Origin of the sequence: Exiguobacterium sp. UBA5002 (assembly GCF_002396765.1) — a bacterium.
Lineage (GTDB): Bacteria > Bacillota > Bacilli > Exiguobacteriales > Exiguobacteriaceae > Exiguobacterium_A.
On record NZ_DGYQ01000031.1, the window covers coordinates 1 to 14,613 of the forward strand.

Annotated in this window: 15 protein-coding genes; 8 read left to right on the top strand and 7 right to left on the bottom strand. The window is 50.8% G+C overall.

The features are described 5' to 3' along the window. Positions 1–313 precede the first annotated feature (313 nt). The 7 genes from B4C70_RS09370 (at position 314) to B4C70_RS09400 (ending at position 6,176) form a co-directional block, all read left to right on the top strand. Complete coding sequence (locus B4C70_RS09370; RefSeq protein ID WP_214728960.1) at positions 314–796, top strand: hypothetical protein; 483 nt, start codon at positions 314–316, stop codon at positions 794–796. Between the two features lie 29 nt (positions 797–825). After that, complete coding sequence (locus B4C70_RS09375; protein WP_251137651.1) at positions 826–951, top strand: YgdI/YgdR family lipoprotein; 126 nt, start codon at positions 826–828, stop codon at positions 949–951. Beyond that, positions 948–2,120 carry a galactokinase gene (locus B4C70_RS09380; protein WP_290778736.1) on the top strand — a complete coding sequence of 391 codons (1,173 nt, stop codon included), beginning with the start codon at positions 948–950 and terminating at the stop codon, positions 2,118–2,120. The genes B4C70_RS09375 and B4C70_RS09380 overlap by 4 nt, the downstream gene beginning before the upstream one ends. Then, positions 2,121–3,119, top strand: a complete 999-nt coding sequence (gene galE / locus B4C70_RS09385; protein WP_290778739.1) for a UDP-glucose 4-epimerase GalE — start codon at positions 2,121–2,123, stop codon at positions 3,117–3,119. A gap of 29 nt (positions 3,120–3,148) precedes the next feature. Continuing rightward, the gene (locus tag B4C70_RS09390) at positions 3,149–4,645 is read left to right on the top strand and encodes a UDP-glucose--hexose-1-phosphate uridylyltransferase (RefSeq protein ID WP_290778741.1); all 1,497 of its coding nucleotides are present in this window, start codon (positions 3,149–3,151) and stop codon (positions 4,643–4,645) included. Continuing rightward, positions 4,642–5,646: an aldose epimerase family protein gene (locus tag B4C70_RS09395; protein ID WP_290778743.1), complete on the top strand. Its 1,005-nt coding sequence runs from the start codon at positions 4,642–4,644 to the stop codon at positions 5,644–5,646. Before B4C70_RS09390 ends, B4C70_RS09395 begins: the two co-directional genes overlap by 4 nt. A gap of 119 nt (positions 5,647–5,765) precedes the next feature. Next, positions 5,766–6,176: a VOC family protein gene (locus tag B4C70_RS09400; RefSeq protein ID WP_290778745.1), complete on the top strand. Its 411-nt coding sequence runs from the start codon at positions 5,766–5,768 to the stop codon at positions 6,174–6,176. Here the strand turns inward: B4C70_RS09400 and B4C70_RS09405 are convergent. The 7 genes from B4C70_RS09405 to B4C70_RS09435 all read right to left on the bottom strand — a co-directional run bounded on the left by B4C70_RS09405 (position 6,150) and on the right by B4C70_RS09435 (position 12,997). Further along, positions 6,150–6,650, bottom strand: coding sequence for a methylated-DNA--[protein]-cysteine S-methyltransferase (locus tag B4C70_RS09405; RefSeq protein WP_290778747.1), 501 nt, complete (start codon positions 6,648–6,650; stop codon positions 6,150–6,152). The two genes, B4C70_RS09400 and B4C70_RS09405, sit on opposite strands and share 27 nt — an antisense overlap. A gap of 78 nt (positions 6,651–6,728) precedes the next feature. Continuing rightward, the gene (locus B4C70_RS09410) at positions 6,729–8,126 is read right to left on the bottom strand and encodes a dihydrolipoyl dehydrogenase family protein (protein ID WP_290778750.1); all 1,398 of its coding nucleotides are present in this window, start codon (positions 8,124–8,126) and stop codon (positions 6,729–6,731) included. Between the two features lies 1 nt (position 8,127). Then, complete coding sequence (locus tag B4C70_RS09415; protein WP_290778752.1) at positions 8,128–9,339, bottom strand: dihydrolipoamide acetyltransferase family protein; 1,212 nt, start codon at positions 9,337–9,339, stop codon at positions 8,128–8,130. Between the two features lie 13 nt (positions 9,340–9,352). Then, complete coding sequence (locus tag B4C70_RS09420) at positions 9,353–10,351, bottom strand: alpha-ketoacid dehydrogenase subunit beta (RefSeq protein ID WP_047391573.1); 999 nt, start codon at positions 10,349–10,351, stop codon at positions 9,353–9,355. A 1-nt stretch (position 10,352) separates the two neighbouring features. Beyond that, complete coding sequence (pdhA, locus tag B4C70_RS09425) at positions 10,353–11,402, bottom strand: pyruvate dehydrogenase (acetyl-transferring) E1 component subunit alpha (RefSeq protein ID WP_214728974.1); 1,050 nt, start codon at positions 11,400–11,402, stop codon at positions 10,353–10,355. Positions 11,403–11,415: 13 nt separating this feature from the next. Further along, the gene (locus tag B4C70_RS09430; RefSeq protein WP_214728976.1) at positions 11,416–12,558 is read right to left on the bottom strand and encodes a Glu/Leu/Phe/Val family dehydrogenase; all 1,143 of its coding nucleotides are present in this window, start codon (positions 12,556–12,558) and stop codon (positions 11,416–11,418) included. Positions 12,559–12,595: 37 nt separating this feature from the next. Further along, positions 12,596–12,997, bottom strand: coding sequence for a thioesterase family protein (locus tag B4C70_RS09435; protein WP_214728978.1), 402 nt, complete (start codon positions 12,995–12,997; stop codon positions 12,596–12,598). Between the two features lie 331 nt (positions 12,998–13,328). Here B4C70_RS09435 and B4C70_RS09440 point away from each other — a divergent pair, with 331 nt between their 5' ends. Next, a complete protein-coding gene (locus B4C70_RS09440; RefSeq protein WP_290778756.1) occupies positions 13,329–14,606 on the top strand; it encodes a phenylacetate--CoA ligase family protein in 1,278 nt (425 codons plus the stop codon). Positions 14,607–14,613 lie beyond the last annotated feature (7 nt).

Here is a 14,613-nt window from a genome sequence, read left to right on the forward strand (position 1 = left end):
TCTCTGACAGCGCATAATGCGCTTTTTCCTGTAGGAGTGGCGCGAAACGCGTCATTCTTTTTGTTAAAAGATAAGGGTGGCAGATCATCATTCTGCCACCCTTATCTTTGTAGAGACTGACTTTTGAGTCAGCCCCTTGTTATTCAAAAAATAATTTTTTTGAAACCGTTTACAAGTTAAAAACCGATGTGCTATAGTCGATATAAAGTTAGATAATAAATTTAATTTACTAAGTTCGTGGTCAACTAAGTGGAGGTGGATGCAGGTTAGCAGGGGCTAATCAAGCTGAAGCAGGAAAGGGAGGCATCGCGCAATGGAACCACACGATCCATGGGTTTCGTACCGTGAAGCTTTCGGGCGTTACGGAGCAATCCGCGGTTTTTATTTTCATCGGTCAACGCAACAGATGACAGAACAGGGTCCAGGCGATGTCCCGACAGACGAGCAGGATATCGTGCTCGTCCGACCACGACGTGACGGTGTGTTTCAATTCCGGATGTCATCGGTACAAGGGGTCCTGACGATCCGTTCATCCGAGCTACACATTCGAAAAAATGAGAGCGGATACATTGAATTACGCGCACTCATGCAACACATGCGCTCTGCCGGTTGTTTGACGCTCGGTGGAGAGTTATATCTCTTCGTCCGACCGGACGTCGATACGCTGGCATACCGTCTTCGATTGATCGCCCGTGTATTGATTCAGCTACAGGGAATGCCGATTCAGGCGAAGGTGATCGAAGAATGGTGCCGACAAGCACTAATCGAAGGGGAACACGCTAGACGATACGCTTGACTACTTACACATAAAAGGGGAGCTCTTACATGAAATTCAAAAAAACAAAACTCGTTGCTGCAGCATCAGTCCTAACATTATCCGCATTCCTCGCCGCTTGTGGTGGCGAAGACGAGCAACAAACGAAAACGAAAGACGGTAAGACGATTGTATGACAAACCAGACGTTAGAAGCACAATTTGAACAGCGGTTTGGCTCACCGTCGACGCATCGCTTTTTTGCCCCAGGTCGAATCAATTTAATCGGTGAGCATACGGATTACAATGGCGGTCACGTCTTTCCGTGCGCGTTAACGTTCGGTACACACGCGATTGCGCGAAAACGAGACGATCAACGTTTCCGCTTCTACTCGCTGAATTTTGAGCAGGACGGCATCATCGAAGTCGCACTCGAAGAACTGGCGTATGACGCGACGCACGGTTGGACGAACTATGCGAAGGGTATGATTTCAGTCCTACAGGAAGCAGGATACCAGATCAATACAGGATGCGACATCTTGATTCAAGGTGACATCCCGAACGGAGCCGGTCTTTCGTCATCCGCTTCACTTGAACTTGTCATCGGAGTCTTGCTCGATCGATTGTATGGATTAGACATTCCACGTCTTGATCTCGTTCGGTTTGGTCAACAGGTCGAAAACCGTTATATCGGCGTCAATAGTGGTATCATGGATCAATTTGCGATCGGTATGGGGAGAGCGGGAGCGGGATTGTTGCTCGATTGTGAGACGCTCGACTATACGTATGCCCCACTCGATTTGACGGGATATACGATCATCATCATGAATACGAACAAACGCCGTGAACTGGCAGATTCGAAATATAATGAACGCCGGGCGGAATGTGAGGCAGCACTCGCTTATCTCAATCAGTTCACATCATGGGAAACGCTTGGACAATGGACGACGTCAGAATTCACGAAAGTCGCATGGGAAGACGAAATCTTGATGCGTCGTGCCCGACACGCGATTTCAGAAAATGAACGAACACTTCAAGCACTAGCGGCACTCGAAGCGGGAGAACTGAAGACGTTCGGTCAGTTGATGAATGCGTCACACGTCTCGTTACGGGAAGATTATGAAGTGACAGGGATTGAACTCGATACACTCGTCGAAGCCGCTTGGGAGCAACCGGGCGTGCTCGGCGCACGGATGACAGGTGCTGGTTTTGGTGGCTGTGCGATTGCGATCGTTGAAGACGAGGCAGTCGACGCGTTCAAACAAGCTGTCGGCGAACAATATGAAGCAAGGATCGGTTACCCAGCGACGTTCTATACGGCGGCGGTCGGTGACGAAGCACGTGAAATCGAACGGGAGGTCATCTAAATGGCAACTTTAGTCGTAGGTGGAGCTGGTTATATCGGCTCCCATGCTGTCTATCAATTGATTGATGCCGGAAAGGATGTCGTCGTCATCGACCATCTGCAGTCTGGTCACCGTGAAGCGGTTCATCCGCAGGCACGTCTATATGAAGGAGATATACGCGATCGTGCTTTTCTCGATCGTGTCTTTACGGAAGAGGCGATTGAACAGGTCATCCATTTCGCTGCTTTTTCACTCGTTGGCGAGTCGATGACGGAACCATTACGCTACTTTGATAACAACGTTTATGGAACACAAGTGTTGCTCGAAGCGATGATTGCCCATGACATTAAACAGATCGTCTTTTCTTCGACGGCAGCCACATACGGGGAACAGGAGCAGATGCCGATTCTCGAGACAGCGGAAACGCGTCCGACGAATGCGTATGGTGAGACGAAGTTGATGATGGAGAAGATGATGCGATGGTCTGAACAAGCATATGGCTTACGTTATGTCGCATTACGTTACTTCAACGTTGCGGGTGCGCGTGTAACAGGAGAAATCGGGGAAGATCATACGCCGGAAACCCATCTGATCCCACTCGTCCTCGAAGTTGCCAACCGACAACGGTCAGAAATTTCGATCTATGGCGATGATTATCCAACGCCTGACGGTACCTGCATTCGTGATTACATCCATGTTGAGGACTTGATCGACGCACATATGCGAGCACTTGATCATTTGGCTGATGGAAACGAGAGTACGGTCTTTAACCTCGGTTCAAGCCAAGGGTTTTCCGTTCGGGAAATCATTGAAGCAGCTCGTCGCGTGACGGGACATCCGATTCCAGAACGGATCATTGAACGTCGTGCAGGGGATCCGAGTATCTTGATCGCCGGATCTGCCAAAGCAAAAGAAGTTCTCGGCTGGACACCACAACGCACCGACATCGAAACGATCATCCGTGATGCTTGGAATTGGCATGCACATCATCCAGAAGGATACCGGACGAGCGTTCGTTAAAGAGAGACAGAATGAGGAGAGTGACGGCGATGAATGAACTCATCCAACAGTTAGTAGCGCAAGCGATCCAGGAACGATTGATTGAACCGGAAGATATGATCTATACTCGGAACCGGATTCTAGCACAAGTCGGTCAAGATGACTTTGAAGAAATGACCGACGTACCATCTCGCCCGATTCCAGATATATTGGATGACATGATTGAAGTGCTGATCACGAATGGACAGTTACCGGCACGTCTTGAAGACAAAGAGCAGTTCGCAGCAGATGTGATGGATATCTTCGTCGTCCGTCCGTCTGACGTGACAGCGACGTTCCGTCGTCTGTACGCTGAATCACCGGTAGCGGCGACGGATTACTTTTATCAGCTCAGTCAAGCGAGTAATTACATCCAAACGAAACGGATCGCTAAGAATAAACGTTATCAAGCGGATACGGCTTACGGGACGATCGATGTCACGATCAACCTATCGAAGCCGGAAAAAGATCCACGTGAAATCGCAGCAGCTCGGACGGAGGCACCGACGACATCGAACTATCCAACCTGTCTGTTGTGCGTCGAAAACGTCGGTTACGCGGGCCGTGCGAATCACCCAGCCCGTGCGAACCACCGAATCGTTCCACTGACACTGCTGGAAGAACCGTGGGCATTACAATACTCACCGTACGTCTATTACAACGAACATAGCATCATCTTGTCACAGGAACATCGTGACATGGTCATCAATCGGGATGCGTTTGCACGCCTGCTCGCCTTCGTCGAGCAGTTCCCACATTACTTTGCTGGTTCGAATGCGGACCTGCCAATCGTCGGCGGATCGATTCTGACGCATGATCATTATCAGGGCGGTCGCTATACGTTTGCGATGGACCGGGCAAACGCTTTAACATCCTTTACGTTACCAGATCAACCGACAGTCACTGGCGAAACCTTACACTGGCCACTGAGTGTGTTGCGTCTGAAAAGTACAGATGCGTCGGCACTACTCGATGCTGCGACGACCGTCTATGAGACGTGGTTGACGTATACGGATGAGAGTCAAGAGATCCGTTCACATACAGGCGAGACGCGACACAATACGGTGACGCCGATTGCTCGTCAGCGTGATGGACAATTCGAGCTCGATCTCGTCTTACGGAACAACCGGACGTCAGCAGAACATCCGGACGGTATTTTCCATACGCATGCTGATATTCACCATATCAAACGGGAAAATATCGGTTTGATCGAGGTGATGGGACTGGCAGTCTTACCGGCACGTTTGCTCCGAGAGTTGCAACAGGTTGAACGATTCATCGTAGGTGAAATCGACGAAGTGGCAGTTGCTCATGCTGACTGGGCAGAGGAACTAAAACGAGCGTATGACGGTCAAGATGTCACGATGTACGTCGAACAAGCAGTCGCCGCGAAATTCGTACGTGGTCTCGAGGACTGTGGCGTCTTTAAGCAGACGGAAGACGGTCAGGCAGCGTTCGGACGATTCATTCAACTCGTGACGCGCCAACCGGTGGAGGAACAACGATGACACGACTACTTGAGAAAGAGTTGATCCGCCATACGTTACGCCAGGAAGGCATCGAAGTGACACTCTGGAACTACGGCGGCATCATCCAAGATATCCGGACGATCGATCGGGATGGTCATTTAGAGAGTGTTGTCCTTGGTCTCGAGACGGTGAAAGATTATCAACAACACTCGCCTTACTTCGGGGCAATCGTCGGACGCGTCGCTGGTCGAATCGGACAGGCGCGCTTCGAAGTAGCGGGAGACGTCTATCCGCTCGTCGCAAACGACGGTGCGAATCATCTACATGGTGGGATTCACGGATTCGATCAAGCGTGGTTCGATGTCATTGAAGCGACGGATAGATTGTTCCACTTGCGCTTGAACAGTCCAGACGGAGAAGAAGGTTATCCGGGAACGGTCACGCTCGACGTGTATTATCGCCTAGACGATACGACACTGACGCTTGAGATGACGGCTGTAACGGATCAAACGACACCCCTCAATCTGACGAATCATACGTACTTCAACTTATCGGGAAATGCGAAGCGGGATGTGTTGGATCACGTCTTGACGTTACCAAGTGACTACTACTTACCCGTCCAGCCAGATGGCTTGCCGACGGGCGAACAACGGGATGTCTCCGGAACCCCGTTTGATTTCCGTAACGGTCAGTCGATTCGTGACGGGATTACGCTGGAACATCCCGAGACGATTGCTGTCGGAAACGGCTACGATCATCCATTCGTCTTGCGGGTTGACACACTCCGACTTGAAGATCCGGTATCCGGTCGCTTCGTCGACGTGACAACAAATCAGCCAGCAGTCGTGCTCTATACCGGAACGCAACTGCTGACCGATTATACGGTTCATGGGGTTTCGGCTCGGCCATCGCTTGGCTTATGCCTTGAAACGCAAGTTCATCCGAATGCAGTCCATGAATCTGATTTTCCATCAATCCTGTTGTCACCCGGTGAGGCGTATCACTGGAAAACAACTTATCGCTTTGGTGTAGTTTCTTGAAAAAAGCCCCACTTTCCATGTCCGGTTGGACAGGAAAGTGGGGCTTTTTGTGTATAGAAGGAAATCGGGTAAAAAAGTGCGAAAGGGGATACTAAACCATAATGAAAGGAGGGCTTTTCATGCAGTATGCCGCTACTCCTTGTCTCGTTTTTGCGGGACAAGCCAAGCAGGCGATCGTGTACTACGAAAACGTATTTGCGATGACACGTCGTCGTATCATAATGGATGAAGCAGGAGATACCGTCTACCACGCACATTTATCCAATGGTGCGTTTGAATTGATGCTCTGGGATGAGAGTGCCGCACCGAATACCTCTTCTTCGCTCCATCTATTGTTGACTTTTACGTCGCTTCAAGAGCTCGAGCAAGTGTATCTACGATTAACGACAGACGGTCAAATCGTTACCCCCCTTGCGGTAGCAGACTTTGGAGGTTGGTATGCGCAAGTCCGCGATCCGTTCGGGATTCTGTTCGCTCTATCTTTCAGCGAAGAGGGACGAGAATCAGAGGCGTTGCTCGAGCGCGAGTAGTGTCCGCTTCATATTCAGACCGCCATGATAGCCGAGCAGATCGCCTTTTTTGCCAATGATCCGGTGACACGGGATCGCGAGCAGTAATCGATTTTTTCCGATTGCCGTGCCAATCGCGCGAGTCGCGTTCGGGCGGAAGAGACGTTCCGCGATATCAGAGTAGGTAGCGGTTTGACCGTACGGTACCGCGCGTAAAGCATTCCAGACTTCAAGTTGAAACGGGGTACCGACTGGTGCGATTGGAAAGGACAGTGTCGTCGACTGCTGATTTAGATAAGCTAGTAGCTGCTCCGTATACAGAGCAAGCGCGGTGTCAGAAGCAATCCGATCGGCTCGGGGGAAGTGTTTCCGCGACCAGTCGTCGAATAACTCCTCCGGTTCATCCCAAGCGCCAACATAACAGAGACCATCTGCTGTAGCAGCGACCGGAAACGTATGCGTATTCCAGTGCAAACGAGTGAAGTACAGTTCCATGACATGTTTTCCTTTCTACACGAAATGAAGTGATGAATCCAAAAGAGGTGCTTCTGACGCAGAGGCACCTCTTTTGGATTACGCGCGCGAACCGACTTGTTGCCGCGGTGGAAGATGGATTGATTGACCAAATAAGGCTTCCATCGATTCCGTCAAGGCTTCGCCCCGACTCGGATGGGCCATGACAGGGAAGAGAAGATCCTCCCGTTTTGCTGTCAGTTCCAGCGCTTGGGTGAATTGTCCGACGAGACGATGGGCATCGTCCCCAATCATGTGAATACCAAGGATCAGTGATGTTTGCTCGTCAGCAATGACCTTGACGAACCCACTGCCACCTTCAATCGTCGTCGCTCCGTTTGCATTCAGTGGGAACTGTCCGGTTTGGACCGTGTGTCCGGCTTCACTCGCTTCTTGTTCTGTCATCCCAACCGAAGCAATCGGTGGGAAAGTCCGTAGAACCGTCGGATAATACGGTGTCGTTGAATCGACGTCTTGACCAGCCAAGTGAGCTGCCGTTCGCTTCGCTTCATGAATCGCACGGATGGCGAGCTGTGGACCTGGTGTGACATCACCAATTGCGTAAATATGCGGTTGATTCGTTCGTCCAGTTGCGTCAACTGGAATCGTCCCGTCTTCTGCAAGCGTCACACCAATCCGTTCGAGACCGAGTGTCAAACTGTTCGGGATCCGGGAAAGAGACTGGAACAGATAGGCACCCTGATAGGCGACTTCTTCTCCGTTTTTCATGACGGTGACGGTCGCGTCCGATGAAGCCTCGATACGTGTCACGACATCCGACACGAGACGGATTTTTTGTTTTTTGAATGTCCGCTTCAGTTCCTTTTCAAGGCTTGGCTCGAGTGACAATTGATCCGCGAACAACGTCACCTCTGTCCCAAGTGCATGAAAACAGGCGGCCGCTTCGAGTGCTAGCGTGTCAGATCCAATGATCAATAAGCTCTCTGGTAGTTGCTCGAGTTGATAAAGCTGTTCGGCATTCAAGCGGCACGATTCCTCGTGCTGGATGCTGTGACTGCCGGTCGCAATGATGACGTCCTGGAACCGGTACGTATCAAACTGATGTCCCGACTCGACGCCGATCCGGTCCTCTGACAGGAAGGAGGCTGCACCAGAGATATGCTCAATCTGATTCGCCTGACAGAGGGCGACCACGCCTTGACGTAATTGTTGCACGACACGATTCCGGTAAGCATTCAGTTTGCTGAAATCATGGACAGCAGGGGCGGTGAATCCAAGGTCTTCAAGGTGCGGCAAGCGTAACATCTCTTCTGCTGCATGTGCATAGACCTTGGACGGGATACAGCCTCTGTTCAAACACAGTCCACCGAGTTCAGCTTGTTCAATCAATGTAACGTTTCGACCGCCTTGTGCTGCGCGAATCGCTGCCGTATAACCTGCGGGACCTCCACCGATGATCAGGAGATCCCGTTCTTGTGTAAGTTCGCCAACAACCATGTTAGATCAACTCCAAAAGTAGGGTAGTCGGATGTTCAATCAGTGACACGAATCGGTTCGTAAAGGCAACAGCCGTTGCCCCGTCTGCGACACGATGATCGAACGACATCGACAAATTCATCATCGAGCGAACGACGATTTGATCATTCTCATCGACACAGGCTCGTTTTTTCGTCTTATGGAAGGCAATCAGTGCTGTCTCCGGATAGTTGATGATCGGTGTTGCTCCCGTACTACCGAGTGGACCGACATTACTCATCGTAAAAGTGCTTGGTTTTAAGTCCGCTGCGCGCAAGGCACCGTTTTGAGCACGTTGTTGCAACGCGACCAATTGTTCATGCAGTTCCGTCAGTGAGAGCTGATCGGCATGACGGATGACAGGAACCATCAACCCGTCCGGTGTCTCTGTTGCCATGCCAAAGTGGAAATCCTGCTCTAATCGAATACATTCATTCGCTTCATCGAGTTTGGCATGAAAGACAGGATACTCTTTTAAGGCAACGATCAAGGCTTTGATGAAGAAAGCATTGATGTTGATGTTTCGTCCAGCGGCTTTCCATTCGGCACGTAAAGCGAGCAAACGTGTCATGTCAACTTCCTCGAAGTGGGTGACGTGTGGAATCGTATACAGCGACTGGGTCATCTTTTTCGCGATCTGCTTGCGAATGCCGCGGAACGGAATCGTTTCCGGTGATGCCTCTTGGTACGTAACCTCTTCAAGGATTGGTACAGCTGTCTCTTGTGGAGCAGTAGCAGCCTGGACGAAGCGAAGCACATCGTCCTCCGAGACTCGACCTGATGGATCAGAAGCCGTTACAGCTTCGATATCAATCCCGTGATCACGGGCGATTTTTCGCGTATATGGTGTCGCAAGGACACGTTTTGTTGGAGATGCTTGAACAGGTGGGACTGCGACAGGTACTGATTCAGGTACGCGCGACGCTTCAGGTGCTACAGTGACTGGCATATCAGAAGCGTTGCTTGCTTCGATATGCAACAACGTCGTACCGACTTGCACCGTCTGACCGACCGGGATGATGATTTCCTTGACGATTCCGGAAACGGGAGCCGGTAGTTCGGCGACCATCTTATCAGTCGCGACCTCAACGACCGGTTGATCCGTCGTGACATGGTCTCCGACTTGGACGAGGTAATGGGCGATCTCACCTTCTGTCATCCCTTCACCGACATCATGTAATTTAACTTCGATCATGGCATTCAGCTCCTTAAAACTCGACCGTACGCTGAATCGTCGCAAGGACACGTTCTGGCGTCGGAATGTAATGGTCTTCGAGGGCGAACAGCGGGACCGGAACATCAAAACCGGTCACGCGGGCAATCGGTGCCCGTAAATAAAGGAACGCCGTATCATTAATCAACGTCACGAGATCATTACCGAGACCACCCATTGCTGCGGCTTCATGGACGATGACGGCACGACCCGTCTTTTGAACGGAAGCAGCAATCGTTTCCCGGTCAAGTGGATAAAGCGTCCGTAAGTCGAGGACTTCGCAAGAAATTCCGCGTTCCTGAGCAGCCGTTGCTGCCTTTTGGGATACTTGAACCATTGCTCCCCAGGCGATCAACGTTACGTCCGTCCCTTCGCTGACGCAGCGCGCTTTTCCGATTTCAACGGTATACGATTCGCTCGGTACGACTTCCTTGAATGAACGGTAACTGCGCATCGACTCAAGGAACAAAACGGGATCTGGATCTTCAATCGCAGCAATCAATAATCCTTTTGCATCGTATGGTGTCGCCGGACAAACGACCTTAAGACCAGGCATCGATGTAAAGAGTGCTTCTGTACTGTCGGAGTGAATTTCCGGTGCCCGAATACCGGCACCATAAGGCGCACGAATGACCATCGGCACACTGTACCGTCCCATCGTCCGCATCCGAATACGGGAGACGTGAGTCATGATTTGTTCATAGGCAGGGTAGATGAAGCCGAGAAATTGAATCTCGACGATCGGTTTAAAGCCATTGATGGCAAGGCCGATCGACGTACCGACGATGCCAGCTTCACTGAGCGGTGTATCAACAATCCGGTCTTCCCCGAACTCTTCTTGTAAGCCGTCCGTTGCCCGGAAAACGCCACCATTTTTTCCGACATCTTCTCCAAGGACGAGCGTCGTCTCATCCTCTGTCAGTTTCGTTCGTAAGGCATCTGTGACAGCTTGGACGAGTGTCATCTCCGTTTGACGATTGATTGGTGTTGCCATCTCATTTCCCCCTTGCTAGCAGATACGCTTCTTTTTGTTGCTGGACATCAACCGGTAAGGTCGCGTACGTATGGTCGAACAAGTCATTGACGTCTGGCGCCTTGAATTGCTCCATCGCAGTTACTGCCGCTTCAACTTCTGCCTGATGCCGTTCCTGTAGCTGTTGCATCCATGTTTCGTCGAAGTAGCCTTGGTGTTTTAAGAACTGTTCGAGTCGATCAAGTGGATCGACCCGGTCACGTGAACGAGCTTGATCGCGGTATTTCGTTGGATCATCAGCTGTCGTGTGGGCACCAAACCGCCACGTGACGGCTTCGATCAATGTTGGTCCGCCGCCAGATCGGGCACGCGCAACGGCTGCTTGCATCGTGAAATAGACGGCAAACGCATCGTTCCCGTCGATCCGGACGCTCGGCATCCCGTAGGCGATCGCTTTTTGGGCGATCGTTTCGGAATGCATCTGTTTTTCGATCGGAACAGAGATCGCGAATTGATTGTTTTGGTTGAACAGAATGACCGGTGCTTGGAAGACACTGGCGAAGTTCATCCCTTCGTGGAAGTCGCCTTCAGAAGTCGCCCCGTCACCAAAGTAAGCGACCGCGACGTTCGTCGTTCCTTTTCGTTTTTCCGCCCATGCGGCGCCGACAGCATGCGGAATTTGCGTCGCAATCGGCACGGCAGGAGGGAAGATGTGTTTCTCAGATGGCACGCAACCTTCGACACGACCGTTCCAGTAAAGAAGGGTCCGAACCATGTCGGCACCGAACGTCAACGTCGCACCGTGATCTCGGTACGTCGGGAATAACCAGTCCTGATCGGACAACGCCAGTGCACTACCGACTTGCGCTGCTTCTTGTCCTTCGAACGGTGCATAAGTGCCGAGGCGCCCTTGGCGTTGTAAGTTGATCGCTTTTCGGTCAAACGTCCGGATTCGTTGCATCTGTTCATACAGGGTGAGGGCGAGCTCTTTTGTCAAATCGTGTTCTTTTGATGCGTCGATGATACGACCTTCTTCATCGATGATGCGTTGAATCGGAAAATGTTGCTCCATGTCAGCCCCTCCTTCAGTGGTTACGGATATCCCATTTTGGTTTTGTCGTATTCGTAAAGATGTTGTTGTGTTTTGCTCGGATTTGCATCCGTTTTTCACACATTCGGTTCGCGGCTTCGACCGTCGTGATGTTCTCTGCTTGCGACTCCTTGAAGACTTCGAGTACTGCGTCATAGATGTGACGTGTCTTCAGGAGGACCCGTTCGTGATTTGCTCCGTACAGTTCGTCAGCGACTTGGATCAATCCGCCACCATTGACGATATAGTCCGGTGCATACAAGATGCCGCGGTCCATCAAGACGTGAGCGAGCTGTTCATCCGCAAGCTGATTGTTCGCCGAACCGCAGATGGCTTTGCACGGTAAGAGGGCGATGTTTTGAGCGTGAATGACACCACCGTACGCACATGGAACGAAAACATCAGCATCCGTCAGATGAATTTCGTGAGGTGAGACGACGCGAACTGTCCCGGGTGCCATTTCGGCTTGAGTTACGATTGCTGCGAGCGCGGCTTCATTGACGTCTGAAACATAAATCGTCGCACCGGCGAGTAACAGTTGCTCTGCGACCTTGAAGCCGACTTTGCCAAGTCCTTGGATCGCGTAAGTCGCCCGACTCAAATCGTCTGAACCGAATAACGTCTCGATCGTCGCCCGAAGTCCATAGACGACACCTTCAGCCGTCGGGATCGATGAATCCCCGCTACCACCAAAGGCTTCTGGAATGCCAACGATGCGTGATGTCTCCCGACTAGCGTGAACGAAATCATCCATCGTCGTGCCCATATCCGTTCCGGTGTAAAAACGTCCACCGAGCGAATCGACGAAACGTCCAAAGGCACGGAAAAGCTCCGGTGATTTATCCGTTGCTGGATTGCCGATGATGACGGCTTTACCACCACCGAAATCAACGTCAGCGGCAGCACATTTATACGTCATGCCGCGCGACAGGCGGAGGACATCGTCAAGTGCTTCATCGACAGAAGCGTAAGGCGCCATACGACATCCACCGAGAGCGGGACCGAGCGTCGTATCGTGAATGGCGATGATCGCTTGTAAGCCTGATACCGGATCGTTGCAAAAGACGACTTGTTCGTGACCCGCGATTTTTTCCATGATCGAGAGCGTTGGATTCGTAGATGGGTTTAACGTGTTCATAGTAGAGTCCTCCTCTATCAAATATAAGTAAGCGCTTTCATTTTGTTGAAACATTATTTTGTAATTTTTCTTGAATTCGGCTTTTTTCCAAAATGAATTGTGTGACTTCCCCTGTACCGATGATCGTGTGTCCATCCCGGACTTCGAGGTCGGCGTCAACACGACGTGCCGTGAGGCGTGTTACTGTAGCGGTCACGATTAATCGTGCGCCTTCTGCTGCCATCCCGAGATGCTTCAACGAAACCGCACCCCCGACGCCTTCTTCGTCTGCCTCTAAGTAGGGCAGAATGAGTTGACGTGCTGCCCATTCCATATGGTAGACCATCGAAACGGTGGAGTATGCCGGATGAACCAATTGACCTTCGAACCGTGCAAACATATCTTGCGAGACGACCGCTTGAATCTCTGCTGTATCCCCGACAGCTAAACCTGGTTTCATCGTGATCCCCCTTCACTACAACGAATCCTCATTCAATCAAGTGGTCTTACCAAAAATAGTATAACACTTGTCACACGATATTTTATCAACCCGTTACAAAATGAGCAAATCATTTCAGAAATATTTTCCAAAAAAAGACTCTCAATTATGAAAATCAGCTTTATAAGCCAATTGATTTACTGACAAAGTGCGTTGAAGTGATAAAGTAAGAATCGTTTGGGAGCATTTAACAAAACAAGATTGACAACATTGTGAACGTATCGTACGTTAAACGTATAACTAAAAACAAACGACCGTTTAATTATTGTATGCATGATGAGGAGGTGCAGATATGTACGATCAACATCAGGAAACAATGGATGCGCAAATGCGGGAGCAGCTACAGATGGAGCGATTACGTCAAACGATGGCGCACGTCACATGCGTCCCGTTCTATCAAGAACGTCTGCAGACACTGCGGATGACAGCAAATGACTTTCAAACGATCGAGGATTTACGGAAGTTTCCCTTCACACGCAAACAAGATTTACGCGATCATTATCCGTTCGGGCTATTCGCCGTCGAACGGGAACAGGTCACCCGGATTCACGCCTCGTCTGGAACGAGCGGTAAACCGACCGTCGTCGGGTACACGCAAGAAGATTTAGACGACTGGGCAGGTGCCGTGGCGCGCAGCTTAGTCTTAGCCGGTGGTTCGTCAGCTGACTTATTGCACAATGCATACGGCTACGGACTGTTCACAGGGGGACTCGGGCTTCACGCAGGGGCAGAAAAACTAGGCATGACGATCTTGCCGATTTCCGGCGGCAATACGGATCGCCAAATCACGTTGATTGAGGATTTTCGACCGGATGGCATCTGTGGGACACCTTCTTATATCTTACGACTAGCAGAACGCATGATCGAACGAGGCATCGACCCACGAAAGACAAGCATGCGTTACGGCATCTTCGGAGCTGAACCATGGTCGGAAGAGATGCGTCAGACACTCGAACAAACCTTTAATCTACAGGCATTCGATATTTATGGACTCAGTGAAATCATGGGACCAGGTGTCGCGATGGAGTGTCAGGAGCAGGCAGGTCTGCATATCATGGATGACTTATTCATTACGGAAGTCGTCGATCCCGTTACGGGGGAACCGGTACCAGATGGTATGGTCGGGGAACTCGTTTTTACAAGCTTAAAAAAGAAAGCGCTTCCAATAATTCGCTACCGGACGGGTGACTTAGCATCGATCACGCATGAGGCGTGTGCCTGTGGTCGGACGACGACACGAATGTCACGTGTCAAAGGTCGGACGGACGACATGCTGATCATCCGAGGCGTTAATGTCTTCCCATCTGAAATTGAACGCGTCTTACTCCAACAGCCGGACGTGACGCCGCATTATCAAATCCATCTTGTGCGCAAAGCCGGACTCGATGCCGTTGAGCTACATATCGAATTCGAAAACATCTCGGAGCGACAAATGCGTTCGATATGTGACGCCATCAAATCGGAATGTCTCATTTCCATTGATCTCGTCTGTCACCAGCATCAAGGGTTACCACGATCAGAAGGGAAAGCCGTTCGGATCGTTGATCGACGCTCGACATCACTCGTCTGATTCAAAG